General features: G+C 66.7%; 19 protein-coding genes. 15 read left to right on the top strand and 4 right to left on the bottom strand.

Annotation, left to right across the window (positions count from 1 at the left end; translation table 11 throughout):
- Positions 1-155: 155 nt before the first annotated feature.
- From HPA01S_RS05800 to HPA01S_RS05835, 8 genes are all read left to right on the top strand, one after another.
- Positions 156-2,102: an AMP-binding protein gene (locus tag HPA01S_RS05800; protein ID WP_066267763.1), complete on the top strand. Its 1,947-nt coding sequence runs from the start codon at positions 156-158 to the stop codon at positions 2,100-2,102.
- Positions 2,099-2,896, top strand: coding sequence for an ABC transporter ATP-binding protein (locus HPA01S_RS05805; RefSeq protein WP_066267765.1), 798 nt, complete (start codon positions 2,099-2,101; stop codon positions 2,894-2,896). Before HPA01S_RS05800 ends, HPA01S_RS05805 begins: the two co-directional genes overlap by 4 nt.
- An 18-nt stretch (positions 2,897-2,914) precedes the next feature.
- On the top strand, positions 2,915-3,844 hold the full coding sequence (locus HPA01S_RS05810) for a branched-chain amino acid ABC transporter permease (protein ID WP_066267769.1): 930 nt from the start codon (positions 2,915-2,917) through the stop codon (positions 3,842-3,844).
- An 11-nt stretch (positions 3,845-3,855) separates the two neighbouring features.
- On the top strand, positions 3,856-4,932 hold the full coding sequence (locus HPA01S_RS05815; RefSeq protein WP_066267772.1) for a branched-chain amino acid ABC transporter permease: 1,077 nt from the start codon (positions 3,856-3,858) through the stop codon (positions 4,930-4,932).
- Positions 4,933-5,026: 94 nt separating this feature from the next.
- Complete coding sequence (locus tag HPA01S_RS05820) at positions 5,027-6,364, top strand: ABC transporter substrate-binding protein (protein WP_066267775.1); 1,338 nt, start codon at positions 5,027-5,029, stop codon at positions 6,362-6,364.
- Positions 6,365-6,544: 180 nt separating this feature from the next.
- Positions 6,545-7,354, top strand: a complete 810-nt coding sequence (locus tag HPA01S_RS05825; protein ID WP_066267777.1) for an ABC transporter ATP-binding protein — start codon at positions 6,545-6,547, stop codon at positions 7,352-7,354.
- 116 nt (positions 7,355-7,470) lie between these two features.
- Positions 7,471-8,724 carry a phenylacetate--CoA ligase family protein gene (locus HPA01S_RS05830; protein ID WP_066267779.1) on the top strand — a complete coding sequence of 418 codons (1,254 nt, stop codon included), beginning with the start codon at positions 7,471-7,473 and terminating at the stop codon, positions 8,722-8,724.
- A gap of 177 nt (positions 8,725-8,901) precedes the next feature.
- Positions 8,902-9,888 (top strand): tripartite tricarboxylate transporter substrate-binding protein, encoded by a 987-nt coding sequence (locus HPA01S_RS05835; protein ID WP_066267781.1) that lies wholly within the window; start codon positions 8,902-8,904, stop codon positions 9,886-9,888.
- 109 nt (positions 9,889-9,997) lie between these two features.
- Here the strand turns inward: HPA01S_RS05835 and HPA01S_RS05840 are convergent, their stop codons facing one another.
- On the bottom strand, positions 9,998-10,327 hold the full coding sequence (locus HPA01S_RS05840) for a DUF1840 domain-containing protein (protein WP_066267782.1): 330 nt from the start codon (positions 10,325-10,327) through the stop codon (positions 9,998-10,000).
- A 181-nt stretch (positions 10,328-10,508) separates the two neighbouring features.
- Here HPA01S_RS05840 and HPA01S_RS05845 point away from each other — a divergent pair, with 181 nt between their 5' ends.
- The 6 genes from HPA01S_RS05845 (at position 10,509) to HPA01S_RS05870 (ending at position 17,785) form a co-directional block, all read left to right on the top strand.
- On the top strand, positions 10,509-12,869 hold the full coding sequence (locus tag HPA01S_RS05845; RefSeq protein ID WP_066267783.1) for a bifunctional salicylyl-CoA 5-hydroxylase/oxidoreductase: 2,361 nt from the start codon (positions 10,509-10,511) through the stop codon (positions 12,867-12,869).
- Entirely contained in the window at positions 12,866-13,348 is a 483-nt protein-coding gene (locus HPA01S_RS05850) for a MarR family winged helix-turn-helix transcriptional regulator (RefSeq protein ID WP_066267787.1), read from the top strand. Before HPA01S_RS05845 ends, HPA01S_RS05850 begins: the two co-directional genes overlap by 4 nt.
- A gap of 109 nt (positions 13,349-13,457) precedes the next feature.
- Positions 13,458-14,315: an enoyl-CoA hydratase family protein gene (locus HPA01S_RS05855; RefSeq protein WP_066267788.1), complete on the top strand. Its 858-nt coding sequence runs from the start codon at positions 13,458-13,460 to the stop codon at positions 14,313-14,315.
- 86 nt (positions 14,316-14,401) lie between these two features.
- The gene (locus HPA01S_RS05860) at positions 14,402-15,601 is read left to right on the top strand and encodes an acyl-CoA dehydrogenase family protein (RefSeq protein ID WP_066267789.1); all 1,200 of its coding nucleotides are present in this window, start codon (positions 14,402-14,404) and stop codon (positions 15,599-15,601) included.
- Positions 15,602-15,719: 118 nt separating this feature from the next.
- A complete protein-coding gene (locus HPA01S_RS05865) occupies positions 15,720-17,372 on the top strand; it encodes an AMP-binding protein (RefSeq protein WP_370670980.1) in 1,653 nt (550 codons plus the stop codon).
- 17 nt (positions 17,373-17,389) lie between these two features.
- The gene (locus tag HPA01S_RS05870) at positions 17,390-17,785 is read left to right on the top strand and encodes a RidA family protein (protein ID WP_066267790.1); all 396 of its coding nucleotides are present in this window, start codon (positions 17,390-17,392) and stop codon (positions 17,783-17,785) included.
- 27 nt (positions 17,786-17,812) lie between these two features.
- Here HPA01S_RS05870 and HPA01S_RS05875 read toward each other — a convergent pair whose 3' ends face one another.
- The gene (locus HPA01S_RS05875; protein WP_066267791.1) at positions 17,813-18,037 is read right to left on the bottom strand and encodes a hypothetical protein; all 225 of its coding nucleotides are present in this window, start codon (positions 18,035-18,037) and stop codon (positions 17,813-17,815) included.
- A gap of 93 nt (positions 18,038-18,130) precedes the next feature.
- Between HPA01S_RS05875 and HPA01S_RS05880 the strand changes: the two genes are divergently transcribed.
- On the top strand, positions 18,131-18,730 hold the full coding sequence (locus HPA01S_RS05880) for a hypothetical protein (RefSeq protein ID WP_066267792.1): 600 nt from the start codon (positions 18,131-18,133) through the stop codon (positions 18,728-18,730).
- A 21-nt stretch (positions 18,731-18,751) separates the two neighbouring features.
- On the opposite strand, the gene HPA01S_RS05885 is transcribed toward HPA01S_RS05880, so the two are convergent.
- Together HPA01S_RS05885 and HPA01S_RS05890 are read right to left on the bottom strand one after the other, a co-directional pair.
- Complete coding sequence (locus HPA01S_RS05885) at positions 18,752-19,006, bottom strand: PsiF family protein (RefSeq protein WP_066267794.1); 255 nt, start codon at positions 19,004-19,006, stop codon at positions 18,752-18,754.
- A 125-nt stretch (positions 19,007-19,131) separates the two neighbouring features.
- Complete coding sequence (locus HPA01S_RS05890; protein WP_066267976.1) at positions 19,132-20,043, bottom strand: LysR family transcriptional regulator; 912 nt, start codon at positions 20,041-20,043, stop codon at positions 19,132-19,134.
- Positions 20,044-20,058: the final 15 nt, after the last annotated feature.

The raw sequence follows: 20,058 nt of genomic DNA on the forward strand, positions 1-20,058 counted from the left end.
GGGCTAGGGGAAAGTCCTAGGAGGGATGACCCGGAATTGTCGTCGAACCGACAACATAACGTCAAACGAAGACCTACCATGCGCACAAGAACGGGACACGCCCAGCGGGGCGGTCCGGGCACCGGCCCCCCTCGGGCCGGCCTCAGGAGACACGCATGACGACCACGTTCCCCCGGCTCTTGCTGGGCCACGCGCAAAGCCTTCCGGACGGCGCCGCGATGCGCGAGAAGGAGTACGGCATCTGGCAGACCACCAGCTGGGCCGGCATGGCCGATCTGGTCGAGTCCCTGGCTTGCGGGCTGCACCAGGCGGGCTTGCAGCGCGGCGAGCACCTGGTGGTGATCGGTGCCAACCGGCCGCGCCTCTACGCCACCATGCTGGCGGCGCAATCGCTGGGTGCGATTCCGATCCCGCTGTACCAGGATGCGGTGGCCGCCGAGTGCGTCTTCCCGATCAACAACGCCGAGGTGCGCATCTGCGTGGTGGAAGACCAGGAGCAGGTCGACAAGATGCTGGAGATCCGCGAGCAGTGCCCGCAGCTCAGCCAGATCTATTACGACGACCCGCGTGGCCTGCGCAACTACAACCAGCCGGGCCTGAGCGCCATGGCCACGCTGATCGACGCCGGCCGCGCCCTCGCGCAGGCCCAGCCCGGGCTGTTTCGCGAGCAGGTCGAGCGCGGCCAGGCCGACGACGTGGCCGCCATGTTCTTCACCAGCGGCACCACCGGCAACCCCAAGGGCGTGGTGCACACCCACCGCTCGCTGATCAACCGCGCCTCGGTGGGCGCTGCGTTCGACAAGCTCACCCCCGCCGACGAGGTGCTGGCCTACCTGCCACCGGCCTGGATCGGGCAGAACATCTTCTCGTATGCGCAGTGGCTCGCGGCCGGCTATGTGGTCAATTGCCCCGAGTCGGCGTCCACCGTCACCATCGACCTGAAGGAGGTTGGGCCGACTTACTACTTCGCCCCGCCCCGCGTGTTCGAGGGCCTGCTCACCAGCGTGATGATCCGCATGGAAGACGCCGGTGCGGTCAAGCGCAAGATGTTCCAGGCCTGCATGGCGCTGGCGCGCCGCGTGGGGCCGGACCGCATGGACGGCAAATCCATCGGCCTGATCGACAGCATCAAGTACCGCCTGGGCGACTGGCTGGTGTATGGCCCGCTGCGCAACAACCTCGGCATGAGCCGTGTGCGTGTGGCCTACACCGCCGGCGAGGCCATCGGGCCCGACCTGTTCAGCTTCTACCGCTCCATCGGCATCAACCTCAAGCAGCTCTACGGCTCCACCGAGACCGCGGTGTTCGTCTGCCTGCAGCCCGACAACCAGGCGCGCGCCGACACCGTGGGCGTGCCCTGCGAAGGCGTGGAAATCAAGCTCAGCGAAACCGGCGAGATCCTGGTGAAGTCGCCCGGCCTGCTCAAGGGCTACTACAAGAACGAGGCCGCCACCGCCGAGGTGCTGACCGCCGACGGCTGGTACCACACCAGCGACGCCGGCTTCATCGACGCCAACGGGCACCTGAAGATCATCGACCGCGTGAAGGACGTCGGCCGCGTCAAAGGGGGTGTGCACGACGGCGCCATGTTCGCGCCCAAGTACGTGGAGAACAAGCTCAAGTTCTTCTCGTACATCAAGGAAGCCGTGGCCTACGGCGACCAGCGCGAGCGGGTCTGCGTGATGCTCAACATCGACTTCGACGCCGTGGGCAACTGGGCCGAGCGGCGCAACCTGCCCTACGCCGGCTACACCGACCTGGCGCAGAAGCCGGAGGTGTACGAGCTGATCCGCGAGTGCGTGGAGAAGGTCAACGCCGACCTCAGCCGCGACGAACTGCTCGCGGGCAGCCAGATCAGCCGCTTCCTGGTGCTGCACAAGGAGCTGGACGCCGACGACGGTGAGCTCACGCGGACCAACAAGGTGCGCCGCGGCTTCATCGCCGAGAAGTACGCGGTGCTGGTTGACGCGCTGTACGCCGGCAAGACCGAACAACACATTGAAACCCAGGTGAAATTCGAGGACGGTCGTACCGGGTCGGTCAGCGCCACGCTGAAGATCGCGGACGCCAAAGTGTTCTCGCCCGTGAAGGCCGCCGCATGACAAGCAAAAAAATCGGCGACGTCGTGCTCGACGTCAGGAACATCAGCCTGCGCTTCGGCGGCGTGAAGGCGCTCACCGACATCAGCTTCGACGTGCGCGAGCACGAGGTGCGCGCCATCATCGGCCCCAACGGCGCCGGCAAGAGCTCCATGCTCAACTGCATCAACGGCGTGTACCAGCCGCAGGACGGCTCGATCAGCTTCCGGGGGCAGACCTTCAAGCACATGAACAGCCGCCAGGTGGCCGAGATGGGCATCGCGCGCACCTTCCAGAACCTGGCGCTGTTCAAGGGCATGAGCGTGATCGACAACATCATGACCGGGCGCAACCTGCGCATCAAAAGCAACCTGTTCATGCAGGCGATCCGCAACCCCTTCGGCATCGGTGGCGCGCAGAAGGAAGAAGAGGCGCACCGCGAGTTCGTCGAACACATCATCGACTTCCTCGAAATCCAGGCGCACCGCAAGACACCCGTGGGGCAGCTGCCCTACGGCCTGCAAAAACGGGTGGACCTGGGCCGTGCGCTGGCGATGGAGCCCAAGGTGCTGCTGCTGGACGAGCCCATGGCCGGCATGAACCTGGAAGAGAAGCAGGACATGAGCCGCTTCATCCTCGACGTGAACGACGAGTTCGGCACCACCATCGTGCTGATCGAGCACGACATGGGCGTGGTGATGGACATCTCCGACCGCGTGGTGGTGCTCGACTACGGCAAGAAGATCGGCGACGGCACCCCGGACGAGGTGCGCAACAACGAGGAGGTGATCAGCGCCTACCTCGGCACTTCCCACTGACCGCCAGAGGCACACGACATGGCATTTTTTCTAGAGACTCTTTTCGGCGGCCTCATGGTGGGCATGCTGTATTCGCTCGTGGCCCTGGGCTTCGTGCTGATCTTCAAGGCCTCCGGCGTCTTCAACTTCGCGCAGGGCGCGATGGTGCTGTTCGCGGCCCTGGCGATGGCCCGTTTCTCCGAGTGGATTCCGCAATGGACCGGCATCAGCAACCTGTGGTTTGCCAACGGGGTTGCCTTCGTGCTGGCGGGCCTGCTGATGTTCGTCATGGCCTGGCTGATCGAACGGCTGGTGCTGCGCCACCTGGTCAACCAGGAAGCGGCCACGCTGCTGATGGCCACGCTGGGCATCACCTACTTCATCGACGGCCTGGGCCAGTCCATCTTCGGCAGCAACATCTACAAGATCGACATCGGCATGCCGAAAGACCCGGTCTTCGTGCTGGACTCGGTGTTCCAGGGCGGTCTGCTGCTGAACCAGGAAGACATCATCGCCGCCGCCATCGCTGCCGCCATGGTGATCGCGCTGAGCCTGTTCTTCCAGAAGACCGCCACCGGCCGGGCGCTGCGCGCGGTGGCCGACGACCACCAGGCGGCGCAGTCCATCGGCATCCCGCTCAACCGCATCTGGGTCATCGTGTGGTGCGTGGCCGGCCTCGTGGCGCTGGTGGCCGGGATGATCTGGGGTTCCAAGCTGGGTGTGCAGTTCTCGCTGACCACGGTGGCGCTGCGCGCGCTGCCGGTGGTGATCCTGGGCGGGCTCACCTCGGTGCCGGGCGCCATCATCGGCGGCCTGATCATCGGCGTGGGCGAGAAGCTCTCCGAGGTCTACCTCGGCCCCTTCGTGGGCGGCGGCATCGAGATCTGGTTCGCCTACGTGCTGGCGCTTGTTTTCCTTCTCTTCCGCCCGCAAGGTCTGTTCGGCGAGAAGATCATCGATCGCGTGTGAGGAACTGACACATGTTCTACAGAGAAAACGGTCAGTTCAAGACCACCTACCGTGCCGACCAGCAGATCTTCCCGATCGCGCAAGACCGCTGGTTCATCCTCGCGCTCATCGCCCTCGCCTTCATCGCGGTGCCGATGCTGGCCAGCGACTACCTGATGCGCGCCATCCTGATTCCCTTCCTCATCTTCTCGCTCGCGGCGGTGGGGGTGAACATCCTGGTGGGCTACTGCGGCCAGATCAGCCTGGGCTCGGGTGCCTTCATGGCGGTGGGCGCCTACGGGGCCTACAACTTCTTCGTGCGCGTGCCCGGCATGCCGCTGATTCCGGCGCTCATCCTGGGCGGCCTGTGCGCCACCTTCTTCGGCATCCTGTTCGGGCTGCCGAGCCTGCGCGTGCGTGGCCTGTACCTCGCGGTGGCCACGCTGGCCGCGCAGTTCTTCGCCGACTGGATGTTCCTGCGCATCAAGTGGTTCACGCTGGACACGCCCTCGGGCTCGGTGGCGGTGTCCAACCTGCAGGTGTTCGGCATGCCGCTGGAGAGCGCGGCCAGCAAGTACCTGTTCTGTCTCGCCGTGCTCGCAGTGATCGCGCTGCTGGCCAAGAACCTGGTGCGCAGCGCCATCGGCCGCGAGTGGATGGCGATCCGCGACATGGACGTGGCCGCCGCCGTGATCGGCATCCGCCCGATGTACGCCAAGCTCAGCGCCTTCGCGGTCAGCAGCTTCATCATCGGCGTGGCCGGCGCGCTCTGGGCCTTCATCTACCTCGGCGCCTGGGAGCCCTCGGCGTTCTCGGTGGACTACTCCTTCCGCCTGCTCTTCATGGTGATCATCGGCGGCCTCGGCTCCATCATGGGCAGCTTCTTCGGCGCCGCCTTCATCGTGGTGCTGCCCATTGCGCTGAGCCAGCTCCTGCCCCTCGTGGCCGGGCTGTTCGGCTTCTCCATCTCCACCACCGCGGTCTCGCATGCCGAGCTGATGATCTTCGGTGGGTTGATCGTGTGGTTCCTGATCGTCGAACCGCACGGCCTGGCGCGGCTGTGGTCCATTGGAAAACAGAAGCTGCGCCTGTGGCCCTTCCCGCACTGAACGGGGAAGGTGTTCGCAAGTGCCCTGTTTTCCGAGGTGTTTGCGCGTTTACCGAGTGAGTGTGTTTCAACCTTTTAACGAGATGGAGACAAGTATGAAAATTCGCAAGATCGTCGTCGCCGCCACCGTGGCCATCGCGGGCTCTGCCTCGCTGGTCAGCACGGCCGCCCTGGCCCAGGCCAAGGAGCAATACCTGCCGGTGCTGTCGTACCGCACCGGCGCCTATGCCCCCAACGGCACGCCCACCGCCAACGGCATCGTCGACTACTACAAGCTGGTGAACGAACGCGGTGGCATCAACGGCGTCAAGCTGCTGGTGGAAGAGTGCGAAACCATGTACGACACCGCGCGCAGCGTGGAGTGCTACGAACGCCTCAAGGGCAAGAACGGCGGCGCCACGCTGATCCACCCCTGGGCCACGGGCGCGACCTTCGCGCTGACCGAGAAGGCCGCGGTCGACAAGATTCCGCTGATCACCACCGGCTACGGCCGCAGCGAGAGCGCGGACGGCACCATCTTCAAATGGAACTTCCCGCTGCTGGGCACCTACTGGGTGGCGGCCGACGTGATCGTGCAGGCCATCGCGCAGAAGGAAGGCGGCCTGGACAAGCTCAAGGGCAAGAAGATCGCCCTCGTGTACCACGACTCGCCGTTCGGCAAGGAACCGATCCCGCTGCTGCAGGAGCGCAGCAAGATGCACGGCTTCGACCTGCAGCTGCTGCCGGTGGCCGCACCCGGCGTGGAGCAGAAAGCCACCTGGCTGCAGATCCGCCAGGCGCGTCCGGACTACACCCTGCTCTGGGGCTGGGGCGTGATGAACTCCACCGCGCTGAAGGAAGCGCAAGCCACTGGCTACCCGCGCGAGAAGATGTACGGCGTGTGGTGGTCCAGTGCCGAGCCTGACGTGCGGGACGTGGGCCAGGGTGCCAAGGGCTACAACGGCGTCACGCTGCAGCACGGCACCGACAAGAACGCGCCGGTGATCAAGGAAATCCTCGCCAAGCTGCACGACAAGGGCCAGGGCACCGGCCCGCGCGACGAGGTCGGTGAAACGCTGTACCTGCGTGGCGTGGTCAGCGCCGCGGTGGGCATCGAAGGCATCCGTGCCGCGCAGGAGCGCTTCGGCAAGGGCAAGGTCATGACGGGTGAGCAGGTGCGCTGGGGCCTGGAAAACCTGAACCTGACGCAGGCCAAGCTCGACGCACTGGGCTTCAAGGGCGTGCTGCGCGGCCCGATCAGCACCTCTTGCGCCGACCACGTCGGTGCCGGTGCGGCGCGCATCCACACCTGGGACGGCACCAAGTGGAACTTCACCTCGGACTGGATCGAGGCCGACCAGCAGATCATCCGCCCGATGGTCCGCGCCACCGCCGCCAAGTACGCCGCCGAGAAGAAGCTGACGGCCCGCACGCCGGCGGACTGCCAGAGTTAAGCACCCCCGCCGCAGAACGAGGAACACCCCACCGCGCTTCGCGCGTCCCCTCAAGGGGCGGCACCAGAGGACCGGCAAAGCCGGATCCTCGGTGCCACGCGACCGGAGGCACCTCTTCTGCGGCGCCATTTGCAAGGGTGGCGCGCTGCCCTTTCAAATGGTCCAGAAGGAAATCACCTCATGAGCACACCCAACATCGTCCTCAACGTCAATGGCATCGAGGTCATCTACAACCACGTCATCCTCGTGCTCAAGGGCGTTTCGCTCAATGTGCCGGACGGCAAGATCGCCGCGATCCTGGGCGGCAACGGCGCGGGCAAGACGACCACGCTGCGTGCGATCTCCAACCTGCTCAAGGGCGAACGCGGCGAGGTGACGAAGGGCAGCATCGAGCTGCGCGGCGAGCGCATCGAGAACCTGTCGCCGGCCGACCTGGTGCAGCGCGGCGTGGTGCAGGTGATGGAGGGGCGGCATTGTTTCGCCCACCTGACCATCGAAGAAAACCTCATGACCGGCTCGTACACACGCAAGAGCAAGGCCGAGATCGCGGCCAACCTGGAGAAGGTCTACAACTACTTCCCGCGCCTGAAGACGCGCCGCACCAGCCAGGCCGCCTACACCTCGGGCGGCGAGCAGCAGATGTGCGCCATCGGCCGCGCCCTCATGACCAACCCCAGCGTGATGCTGCTCGACGAACCCTCGATGGGCCTGGCGCCGCAGATCGTGGAAGAGGTGTTCGAGATCGTGAAGGACCTGAACCAGAAGGAGAAGGTCACCTTCCTGCTGGCCGAGCAGAACACCAACATGGCGCTGAAGTACGCCGACTACGGCTACATCATGGAAAGCGGCCGCATCGTGATGGACGGCGTGGCCAGCGAGTTGCGCAACAACGAGGACGTGAAGGAGTTCTACCTCGGCATGGGCGGCGGCGAGCGCAAATCGTTCAAGGACGTGAAAAGCTACAAGCGCAGAAAGCGCTGGCTGGCATGAAGCGCCCCGCGCGCCGCGCCTCCGGCGCGTCACCCCTCAGGGGCGATGCCTGAGGCCCGGCAAAGCCGGTTCCTCGGCCTCTCTGGATTCAGACACCTCATTCCACCTTTGCAGCCATGGCACAGACCGAATTCTTCAATGCACTGGAAACCCGCTCGACCGACGAGCGTGAGGCAGCGTTCATGGCGGCCTTGCCGGCGCAGGTGGCGCATGCACAGCAGCACGCGCCCGCCTTTGCCGAACTGCTGGCGGGCGTGGACGCAAGCACCATCACCTCGCGCGCCGCGCTGGCAACGCTGCCGGTGATCCGCAAGCACGAGCTGCTGGAACGGCAGAAGGCGCAGCGCGCCAGCGACCCGTTCGGCGGCTTCTCGGCGCTGAGGCGTGGCGTGCAGATGCCGCGCGTGTTCGCGTCGCCCGGCCCGATCTACGAGCCCGAAGGTTCCACGCGCGATTACTGGCGCGCCGGCCGTTGCCTGTTCGCAGCCGGGTTCCGCGCCGGCGATCTGGTGCACAACGCCTTCAGTTACCACATGACGCCGGGGGCCTTCATCCTCGAATCCGGCGCGCACGCGGTGGGCTGCTCCGTGTTTCCGGCCGGCACCGGCCAGACCGAACAACAGCTGCAGGCGATTGCCGAACTGCGACCCGATGGTTACACCGGCACACCCAGCTTCCTGCGCATCCTGGTCGAGAAGGCGCTGGAGAGCGGCACCGACATTCGCAGCCTGCGCAAGGGCGTGGTGGGCGGCGAAGCGTTTCCGCCCAGCCTGCGCGACTGGTTCACCGAACGTGGACTGGCGATCTACCAGAGCTACGCCACCGCCGACCTCGGCATGGTGGCCTACGAAACGCAGGCCCGCGAAGGCCTGGTGCTGGACGAAGGCGTGATCGTGGAAATCGTGCGCCCCGGCACCGGCGACCCGGTGCCCGAGGGCGAAGTGGGCGAGCTGGTGGTGACCACACTCAACCCGGCCTACCCGCTGGTGCGCTTCGGCACCGGTGACCTGTCGGCCATCCTGCCCGGCGCCTGCCCCACCGGTCGCACCGCGGACCGCATCAAGGGCTGGCTGGGCCGTGCGGACCAGACCACCAAGGTGCGCGGCATGTTCGTGCACCCCTCGCAAGTGGCCGACATCGTGCGGCGTTTCCCGCAGGTAGCCAAGGCACGCCTGGTGGTCAGCGGCGAGATGGCCAACGACCAGATGTGCCTGCGCGTGGAGTCCAGCGAAACCAGCGACGGCCTGCGCAACCAGCTCGAAACCGCCGTGCGCGAAGTGACCAAACTGCGTGGCCAGGTGGAACTGGTGACCCCGGGCAGCCTGCCCAACGATGGCAAGGTGATCGAGGACGCACGCAGTTATCAATGAGCGGCAACGCAGGATTCACACAGGTTGCAAAGAGGCCGCGCACAGGGCCAGACCCACGCGCCCTGACGGCCACCTGACGAGGGTTTTCCCCGGCCCGGGGCTAAGTAATTTCCGCGATTCACCCCCCCTTGTCGGGCACTACCATGCACGGGTAATCAACTTTCCCTGGAGCACCGTATGAAAAAGATTCTTGCCCTGGCCGCCCTCTCGGTGGCCGCTACGTCCGGCGCGTTCGCGCAGGCTTTCCCGAGCAAGCCCATCACTCTCGTGGTGCCTTTCGCCGCCGGCGGCCCGACCGACCTGGTGGCCCGCCGCCTGGCCGAAGCCATGCGCAAGCCCATGGGCGGCGCCAACATCGTGGTGGAAAACGCTGCCGGCGCCGGTGGCACCATCGCCGCCACCAAGGTGGCCCGCGCAGCACCCGACGGCTACACCCTGCTGGTGTGGCACATCGGCATGGCCGCCACCACCAGCCTGTACCGCAAGCAGACCTTCAAGCCGCTGGAAGACTTTGACTACCTGGGCGCCATCAACGACGTGCCGATGACGCTGCTGGGCACCAACAAGCTCAACGCCAACACCTACCGCGACTTCGAGTCCTACATCCGCGCCAACGGCGGCAAGCTCAACCTGGCCCACGCCGGCCTGGGTTCGGCATCGCACATCTGCGGCCTGATGTGGCAATCGGCTGTGAAGCTCGACAAGTCCATGACCACCATCGCCTACCGCGGCACGGCACCGGCCATGAACGACCTGATCGGCGGCCAGGTGGACGTGATGTGCGACCAGACCACCAACACCACCTCGCAGATCGAGGCTGGCCGCGTCAAGGCATTTGCCGTGACCACCGCCAAACGCCTGGACAAGCACAAGCTGCTGAAGGACTACCCGTCGCTGCAGGAAATGGGCCTGAAGGACTTCAACCTGACCATCTGGCACGGCATGTACGGCCCCAAGGGCCTGCCGGCTGACGTGGCCAAGAAGCTCAACGACGCGCTCATCGCCGCGCTGAAAGACCCCGAGTTCATCAAGAGCCAGGAAGACCTGGGCGCCATCGTGGTGACCGACAACCGCATGACCCCGGCCGGCCACAAGGCCTTCGTCGCGAGCGAAATCGCCAAGCTCAAGACCGCCATCGACGCCGCCGGCCAGTTCGCCGACTGATGTTTGTGCAGTGCCTGCCCAACCGGGTGGGCCATGCAAAAAGCCGCCCTCGGGCGGCTTTTTTTGTGGCTGCGCGCCAGCGTCTGGCGGGCCACTGGAAACGGAAAGCTCAGACGCCCCAGACGATGTCCACACCCGCCTGTTCGCAGCGCTGCAGCATCTCGATGAAAGGCGCGCTGCGCAGGCGCAGGCTGACTTCGTCGGACGAGGCACCGTCGTTGTCGTCGCCGTCGTCGTCCGCGGTTTTCTGGGGCTGGCGCTGCGCTTCGTCCTGCGCCACCGCGGCGCGGATGGCCGCCACGGCACCGGTCATTTCTGCTGGCTGGATCACGCCGGGGCCCGACGGGTCTTTGCCCAGGATCTCCAGCAGCCGCTTGCCGTGCTGCGGGAGCATCACGAGGTCGCCCGTTTCGCGGGACTTGAATCGATAAACAGACATCAAATGCCTCCTGTGTAAGGGGTTGGACCATTCTTGCACCGTGGGGCCACACAAAGCCGGTGGCTTTGTAGGACACATGCCCATGGGGATGTAGGACAAGAGGTGCGGGCTTCGTCGCGGCCGTGTGGACCACGGGTTTACCCGGTTGGCGCGCTATATTTTAAGCCTAAACTAATTAGGCATGAAACCCTATTCGTCCGCACTCCAGCGCATCCTCTGCATCGGTGGCGGCCCGGCCGGCCTGTACTTCGCCCTGTTGATGAAACAGCGCGACCCCTCGCTCACCGTCACCGTGGTCGAACGCAACCGCCCGTTCGACACCTTCGGCTGGGGCGTGGTGCTGTCAGACCAGACCTTGGGCAACCTGCGTGCGGCCGACCCGGCCTCGGCAGCGCTGATCGGCGAGGCCTTCAACCACTGGGACGACATCGAGGTCTTCTACAAGGACGGCCGCGTGCGCTCGGGAGGCCACGGTTTCTGCGGCATCGGGCGCAAGAAGCTGCTCAACATCCTGCAGGAGCGCTGCCTGGCGCTCGGGGTGGATCTGGTGTTCGAGACCGACGTCACCGACGACCAGGCACTGGCCGCGCAGTACAACGCCGACCTCGTGATCGCCAGCGACGGCCTCAACAGCCGCATCCGCACGCGCTACGCCGAGACCTTCCAGCCCGACATCGACACCCGGCACTGCCGCTTCGTCTGGCTTGGCACCAAGAAAACCTTCGACGCCTTCACCTTCGCCTTCGTGCAGACCGAACACGGCTGGTTCCAGGCCCACGCCTACAAGTTCGACGGCGAGACCTCCACCTTCATCGTGGAAACGCCCGAAGAAGTCTGGCAGGCCCACGGCATCGACCAGATGGAACAGGCCGAGGGCGTGGCCTTCTGCGAAAAACTCTTCGCCCCCTGGCTCGACGGCCATGCGCTCATCAGCAACGCCAAGCACCTGCGCGGCTCGGCCAACTGGATCCGCTTCCCGCGCGTGATCTGCAACACCTGGGTGCACTGGCAAGACATCGCGGGCCGCAAGACCCCCATCGTGCTGATGGGCGATGCCGCGCACACCGCGCACTTCTCCATCGGCAGCGGCACCAAGCTGGCGCTGGAAGACGCGATCGACCTGGCCGACGAGTTCTCGCGCCACGCCAATGCCGACGTGGCCGAGGTGCTGCAGGGCTACGAAGCGCGCCGCAGCGTCGAGGTGCTGAAGATCCAGAACGCCGCGCGCAATTCCACCGAATGGTTCGAGAACGTGGACCGCTACACCGGCATGGAGGTCGAGCAGTTCGCCTACTCGCTGCTCACGCGCAGCCAGCGCATCAGCCACGAAAACCTGCGCCTGCGCGATGCGAAGTGGCTGGAGGGTTACGAGAACTGGCTCGCGCAGCAGGCCCTGCCCGGCCTGCCGCCGAAGAAACACCCGACACCGCCGATGCTGCTGCCGCTCACGGTGCGCGGCCTCACGCTGAAGAACCGCATCGTGGTCTCGCCGATGGCGCAGTACAGCGCGGTGGACGGCGTGGTGGGTGACTACCACCTGGTGCACCTGGGCGCGCGCGCCATGGGTGGCGCCGCGCTGGTGATGGTGGAGATGACCAGCCCCACACCCGAAGGCCGCATCACCCCTGGCTGCCCCGGCCTCTGGAACGACGCGCAGCAGGCCGGCCTGCAACGCATCGTCGCGTTCGTGCACGGCAGCAGCAGCGCAAAGATCGGCATCCAGCTCGGCCACAGCGGCGCCAAGGGCTCCACGCAGCTCGGCTGGCAACAGATCGACGAGCCCCTGCCCGAGGGCAACTGGCCGCTGCTGTCGGCCAGCGCCGTTGCCTACGGCGAACAGAACCAGGTGCCGAAAGCGATGACGCGCGCCGACATGGACACGCTCACCGCCGCCTTCGTCGACAGCACGCGCCGCGCCGCCGCCGCCGGCTTCGACTGGCTGGAACTGCACGCCGCCCACGGCTACCTGCTGTCGGCCTTCATCTGCCCGCTCACCAACCAACGCAGCGACGGGTACGGCGGCTCGCTGGAGAACCGCTGCCGTTACCCGCTGGAAGTGTTCAAGGCCATGCGCGCCGTGTGGCCGGCCGACAAGCCCTTCAGCGTGCGCATCTCCGCACACGACTGGGCACCCGGCGGCAACACGCCGGACGACGCGGTCGCCATCGCCCACCTGTTCAAGCAGGCCGGCTGCGATGTGATTGATGTCTCTTCCGGCCAGACCACGCGGCAGGCCAAGCCGGTGTACGGCCGCATGTACCAGACGCCCTTCGCCGACCGCGTGCGCAACGAAGCCGATATCCTCACCATGGCGGTGGGCGCGATCAGCGAAGCCGACCACGCCAACAGCATCATCGCCGCCGGCCGCGCCGACCTTTGCGCCGTTGCACGCCCGCACCTGGCCGACCCGGCCTGGACGCTGCACGAAGCCGCAAAGCTGCAGACCCGCGCCATCGAATGGCCGCGCCCCTACGAGAGCGGACGCGACCAGCTGTACCGCGAGATCGCCCGCCAGCAAGCCATGAACCCGAGCACGCCATGAACACCGCCTCGCCGCTCGACCTCGAAGCCCGCGCCCACAGCGAACACGCGCACGAGCTGCGCCTGTGGCTGCGCCTGCTGACCTGCTCGCAGCTGATCGAGAAACGCGTGCGCACCGGCCTGCGCGAAGAGTTCGACACCACGCTGCCGCGCTTTGATCTCATGGCCCAGCTGGAGCGCCACCCCGACGGCCTGAAGATGAAGGAGCTGTCGCACCGGCTCATGGTCACCGGCGGCAACGTCACCGGCATCACCGACCAGCTGGTGGCCGAAGGCCTGGTGGAGCGCCTGGGCGTGGACGGCGACCGCCGCGCCTTCCGCGTGCGCCTGACCGACCACGGCCGCAACGCCTTCGTGCACATGGCACGCCTGCACGAGCAATGGATCGTCGAGGCCTTCGAAGGCCTGAACCCGCGCGACCTCGACAGCCTGCACAAGCTGCTCGGCAAGGTCAAACAGCACCAGCTCGACATGAAATGAACACCCCTGCCGCGCTTCGCACGCGCTCCTCAAGGGGCGATGGCCATGACCCTGCTCCATGACATCCCCCGACAGGACACGCGCTCCGGCTTCGAAAAGGACCCTCTGAATGAAACACCCCATCCCCGACCACAACCCGATGCGCGGCCAGTACGGCCCCAAGGCCACACCCGCCCCCACCCACTTCGCGCTCAGCGTGGGCGACGACGGCGTGGCCACCGTCACGCTCAACCGGCCCGAGCGCAAGAACCCGCTCACCTTTGATTCCTACGCCGAGCTGCGCGACTGGTTCCTGGGCCTGCAGAAAGCCACCGACGTGCGCGCCGTGGTGCTCACCGGCGCGGGCGACAACTTCTGCTCGGGCGGTGACGTGCACGAAATCATCGGCCCGCTCACCAAAATGACGATGCCCGAGCTGCTCGCCTTCACGCGCATGACCGGCGCCCTGGTGAGCGCCATGCGCGCCTGCCCGCAACCCATCGTGGCCGCCATCGACGGCGTCTGTGCCGGTGCCGGCGCCATGATGGCGCTGGCCTCCGACCTGCGCCTGGGCACGCCGCAGACCAACACCGCCTTCCTGTTCACGCGTGTCGGCCTAGCCGGCGCCGACATGGGCGCCTGCGCACTGCTGCCGCGCATGATCGGCCAGGGCCGCGCCAGCGAGCTGCTGTTCACCGGCCGCGCCATGAACGCCACCGAAGGCCACGCCTGGGGCTTCTTCAACGCCCTGCACGACAGCGCCGCGCTGCTGCCGGCCGCGCACAAGCTCGCCGCGCAACTCGCGCAAGGCCCGACCTTCGCGCACGGCATGACCAAGACCATGCTGCACCAGGAATGGGCCATGACGCTGGACCAGGCCATCGAAGCCGAAGCCCAGGCGCAAGCCATCTGCATGCAGACGCAGGACTTCCGCCGCGCCTACGAGGCCTTTGCGGCCAAGCAGCGCCCGGTCTTCGAAGGAGATTGATGCGAAACACCCCTCTGCGCTGCGGCGCGGCAAAGCCGGTTCCCGTGGTGCGTGCCTGAAGCACGCCACCCTCCCTGGAGACTTGAATGGTCGCTTTTGAACACCCCCATGGATTGAACCCGCCGCAGGCGCAGTGGGAACTGCCCTTCTTCGACGGCCTGCACCGCGAGATGGCACCGCGCCTGGCCGGCTGGGCCGCGAAGCAGCAGGTGGACGAGTCCGACGACCGCGCCGCCTGCCGCGACTGGGTGCAACGCCTGGGCCACGACGGCTGGCTGCGTTACTGCGTGCCGCAGGCCCACGGCGGTGCGCTGCCCGCACTCGATTCACGCTCGCTGGTGATCCTGCGCGAAACGCTCGCCTTCCATTCCCCGCTGGCCGACTTCGCCTTCGCCATGCAGGGCCTGGGCAGCGGCGTCATCACGCTCGCCGGCACGCCCGCGCAGCAGGCCGCTTACCTGAACGCGGTGGCCAGCGGCCAGAAGATCGCCGCCTTCGCCTTGAGCGAACCCGAAGCCGGTTCGGACGTGGCCGCCATGGCCACGCGCGCCACGCCAACCCCCACCGGCTGGCAACTGAACGGCAGCAAGACCTGGATCAGCAACGGCGACCTGGCCGACTTTTACGTCGTCTTCGCCAAGACCGACCCCGATGCCGGTGCGCGCGGCATCAGTGCCTTCATCGTCGACGCCAGACAGCCCGGCCTGGACAGCAGCGAACATATCCACGTGATGGCACCGCACCCGCTGGCCACGCTGCGCCTGAACGGCATCGCGCTCGGCCAGGACGCCATGGTCGGCCCGCTGCACGGCGGCTTCAAGCTCGCCATGCAGACGCTGGACATCTTCCGCGCCTCGGTGGCAGCGGCCGCGCTCGGCATGGCGCGGCGCGCTTTTGCCGAAGCGGTGGCGCACGCCAAATACCGCAAGATGTTCGGCCAGACGCTGGCCGACTTCCAGCTCACGCAAGCCCGCCTGGGCGAGATGAGCGCACTGATCGAAGCCGCTGCCCTGCTCACCTACCGCGCCGCGTGGCTGCGCGACTGCAGCAGCACACAAGGCGCCGGCACGCCGGCCTACACCACGGCCGCGGCCACCGCCAAGCTCACCGCCACCGAGAACGCGCAGCGCGTGATCGACATGGCGCTGCAGATGTTTGGCGGGCGCGGCGTGCAGGTGGGCCAGAAGATCGAAAGCCTGTACCGCGACATCCGCTCGCTGCGCATCTACGAGGGTGCGAGCGAGGTGCAGTTGCTCATCCTCGGCAAGGCGGCATTGAAATCATGAAACACCCCCGCCGCGCTTTGCGCGACCCCCTCCAGGGGGCAATGCCTGCGGCCCGGCGAAGCCGGTTCCGCGGCATTTCTGGTTCAAGGCATTTCGCTCCGAATGAAAGCAGGGCCAAATGATGACGCTCGCAATCCCCTCCGCCCAAGTCGACCGCTTCGTGCACGACCGCCTGCCGCCGCCCGAACAATGGCCCGAGCTGCGTTACGAGCGGCCCGAGCTGGAGTTGCCGGCGCAGTTCAACGTGGTGCAGGCGCTGTTTGACCGCGCCATCCGGGCCGGCCATGCCGGGCGCCCGATGTTCCGCAGCGACGAGCGCACGCTCAGCTACGCGCAGGCGCAGTCGGAGGTGAACCGCATCGCCAACGTGCTCACGGTGGAACTCGGCCTGGTGCCCGGCAACCGGGTGCTGCTGCGTGGCGGCAACTCGGTGGCCATGGCGCTGGCCTGGCTGGCCACGGTGCAGGCCGGCCTGATCGCGGTGGCCACCATGCCGCTGCTGCGCGCCAAGGAACTCGGCGCCGTGATCGCCAAGGCACAGCCGGCCGCGGCACTGTGCGACGTGAAACTGCAGGACGAACTGCGCGCCGCACTGGCGGCCGACCAGCAGCACGCCGGCATGCCGCTGCTGGTGTTCAACACCGGCGGTGCCGACGACGGCACGCCCTCGCTCGAAGCCCTGGCGTCGCGCCAGCTGGAGCGCAGCGCACCCTGCCCCACCGCCGCCACCGACATCGCCTTGCTGGCCTTCACCTCCGGCACCACCGGCACACCCAAGGCCGCGGTGCACACCCACCGCGACGTGCTCGCCGCCTGCGAAACCTGGCCACGCCACGTGCTGCGCGCCAGGCCCGATGACATCGTGGTCGGCTCGCCGCCGCTGGCCTTCACCTTCGGCCTCGGTGGCCTGCTGGTGTTCCCGATGTGGGCCGGTGCCTCGGTGTATTTCCCGTCCATTCCCTACACGCCCGAGGCCATGGTGCAGCTCATTGGCCGCATCGGCGCCACCATCTGCTACACCGCGCCCACCTTCTACCGACAGATGGCCCCGTTCGCGCAGCAGCATGGCGTGGGCACGCTGCGCATCAGCGTGAGCGCCGGCGAAGGCCTGCCGGACGCCACGCGCCAGCTGTGGAAAGAGGCCAGCGGCCTGGAGATGCTCGACGGCATCGGCGCCACCGAGATGTTCCACATCTTCATCTCGTCGCCACCCGAGTCGGTGCGCCGCGGCGCCATTGGCCAGGTGGTGCCGGGTTACGAAGCGCGCGTGGTGAACGACGACGGCGAGCCGCTGCCGATCGGCGAGGTGGGCAAGCTGGCCGTGATCGGCCCGACCGGCTGCAAGTACCTCGACGAACCGCGCCAGACCCAGTACGTGAAGGACGGCTGGAACTTCCCCGGCGATGCGTTCCGCCAGGACGCCGACGGCTACTTTTTCTACCAGGCGCGCACCGACGACATGATCATCACCGCCGGCTACAACGTGGCCGGCCCCGAGGTGGAAGCCGCGCTGCTGCAGCACCCGTCCGTGGCCGAGTGCGGCGTGGTCGGCAAGGCCGACGAGCAGCGTGGCCAGATCGTGCTCGCCTACGTGGTGCTCAAGCCCGGCCAGGCCGGCGACGCCGCCCAGGTGAAGGCACTGCAGGAGCACGTGAAGCAGAACATGGCGCCCTACAAATACCCGCGCGAGGTGGTCTTCGTGACCCATCTGCCTCGCACCGAAACCGGCAAGCTGCAGCGTTTCGCGCTGCGCCAGCAAGCCCAACATTGAGACCGACAGAGACGACCATGATGAAACAACTGCAACCGCCCGGTTGGGCCGCCCCCCGGGGTTATGCCAACGGCATCGCCGTGCGTGGCACCCACGTCTACGTGGGTGGACAGATCGGCTGGAACGCCTCCCAGGTGTTCGAGAGCGACGACTTCATCGACCAGACGCGCCAGACCCTGATCAACGTGCGCGACGTGATGGCCTGCGCCGACGCCGGGCCGCAGCACATGGTGCGCATGACCTGGTACGTGATCGACCGCGTGGAGTACAACGCGCGCCTGCGCGAACTCGGTGCGGTGTACCGCGAAGTGATGGGCAAGAACTTCCCCGCCATGACCTGCGTCGAGGTCAGCGCGCTGATGGAGGAGCGCGCCAAGGTGGAGATTGAAGTGACGGCGGTGGTGCCGGACTGAAGCAGCGCCACCGGCCGGCGCCGGTGCTCACCAGAGCGCCGAGTCGCGCATGCCGTCGATCTTGCGGCGGTCACGCTGCAACCGGTCTACCACCACGAACACCAGGGGCAGCAACAGCAGCAGGCCGGTCAGCATCAGCTCGGCCAGGCCCAGCGAACGGTTCAGCCAGACGCCCAGCACCCAGGCCACCAGCAACAGGCTGAGGGCCCAGGCCAGGGCGGCAGTGGCGAAGAGGCGTTGGTGTCTGAACATGGTTGCTGGTCGGAATTCGGGAATTCATTCTCGCACCGCGGCCGGCGTTTGTGGGTCACTACACTGGCGTCCTTCTCCAACGAACAACACGCAATGGACATTCTGATTCTGGCCATGGTGGCGGCCACCGGCATCGCCTTCTTCAACGCGCAGCAGCAAAAGAAGCGCATTGCCCTGCTCAGCCGCGTGCTGGGCCAGTACCAGATCGAAGCGTTGATGGAAAACCTCACGCAGGGCTACCTGCGTGCGCTGGGCGAAGACGATGCCGAACGGCGCGACCAGATCTGGAGCCTGCTCACCGGCGCCGAAACTTCGATTGCCGAGCAGTTCGGCCGCTTCGCCCGCGACTTCGCCAACGTGGACGCCCAGGCCGCGCGCGTCAACAGGTTCCCCCTGCCGCTGCTCACCGGCCTGCTGCCCCAGGGCAGCTTCGACGCGCGCGAGGCCTTCAAGATCCACGCACAAGGCATTGCCGAGGCCGTGGCCAACGAGGCACAGCGGTCAGCGCGCGACAAGGCCTTCGTGCTGTCCGCCGAGCTGTTCCTGATGCAGCACACCTGCCACTGGTTCTGCCGCTCGCGCGCCACGGCCTCGGTGCGCCTGCTGCAGCGCCACCAGACCAGCCATGAGCAGGTGCTCGCTTCGGTCAGCCCCGCAACGCGCCGGGCCTACACCGAACTCACCGGGCTCTGAGCCCGGCCAGCGGGGCGCGTGTCAGCCGACCGCGTCCCGTGTGCACTTCTTGTTGAAGCTGTTCTTGGCGGCACCGGAGAGCTTTTTCTCGGCGGCCGAGATGTTGCACGTTGCTGCAGCGTCCTTCTCGCATTTCTTGAGGAACGAGGTTTTTGCGGCACCGGAGAGTTTTTTCTCGGTCGCAGCGGCATTGCAAGTGGTCGTCGCGCCCTGCGCGAACGAAGCCATCGGCATGAGGGCGGCCAGCGCAAAAGAACACAGGACAACGAGGCGCATGGAATTTCTCCAGAACAGAAGGAACCCCATTGGAAGGGGCAGACACCAAGGCTGTCAACCATACCCTCCCGGGGTAGCCTTTCATCATGCGCGGGCGCCGGGGCCGGCGCGGGCGGGAAGCCCGATCAGCGCGAATGGCGCGCCAGCGTGCCGCGCAGGGTTTCGATGAAGCTGAGGCTGGCGGCCGACAGCGAGCGGCCCCGCTTGGTGACCACCGACACATCGCGCGAGACGCGTGGCGTCGAAATCGGCCGGATCACCAGTTCCGGGTTGCTTTCGGCGCGGGCGTAGGCCGAGGGCATGATGGCCGCGCCCATGCCGCTGGAGGTCATCCACAGCGCGGTGGACAGGAACGACACCTCGTTGCTCACCTCCAGGCTCACCCCCACCTGCGCCGCGGTGGTCTCGATCATCGGGCGGATGCCGTAGCCCGGCCGCACCGTCACCAGCGAGTGCCCGGCCAGGTCGACCCAGCGCACGCTGCGCAAGCGCGCCAGGGGATGCGTGGGCAGACACACGAGCGCGAGGTGGTCGCGCAGCAAGGTCTGCACATCGACCTCGGCACCCGGCCGCTCGGGGGTGCCGATCCCGAAGTCCACGTGCTCGCCCATGATGCGCGAGACGAACTGATCGGGCGCGCAGTCGTCCACCAGCAGCCGCACGTGCGGATGCTGCTGCGTGAAGCGCCGGACGGCTTCGGGCAGGAGGAAGGAAGCCAGCGTCGGTGTGATCGCCACGCTGATGCGCCCACGTTCGAGCTGCGCCAGATCCCGGAAGCCGCCCGACAGCGCGTCCACGTCGCGCAGGATGCGCTCGGCCATCGGCAGCATTTCGGTGGCGGCCGGGGTGGGCTGGAGCGAGCGCGTGGTGCGGTCGAACAAGCGCGCGCCCAGGCCCTCCTCCAGCTGGCGCAGGAGCATGCTGACCGCCGACTGCGTGACGAACAATTTTTCCGCGGCGGCACTGAGCTTGCGCAGATGGTGCACCTGCACAAAGGCGCGCAGTTGCCGGATCGTGGGGCTGAAATTCGGATTCATCAGCAAACATCATAT

This window comes from Hydrogenophaga palleronii NBRC 102513, from assembly GCF_001571225.1.
In the GTDB taxonomy this organism is placed as follows: domain Bacteria; phylum Pseudomonadota; class Gammaproteobacteria; order Burkholderiales; family Burkholderiaceae_C; genus Hydrogenophaga; species Hydrogenophaga palleronii.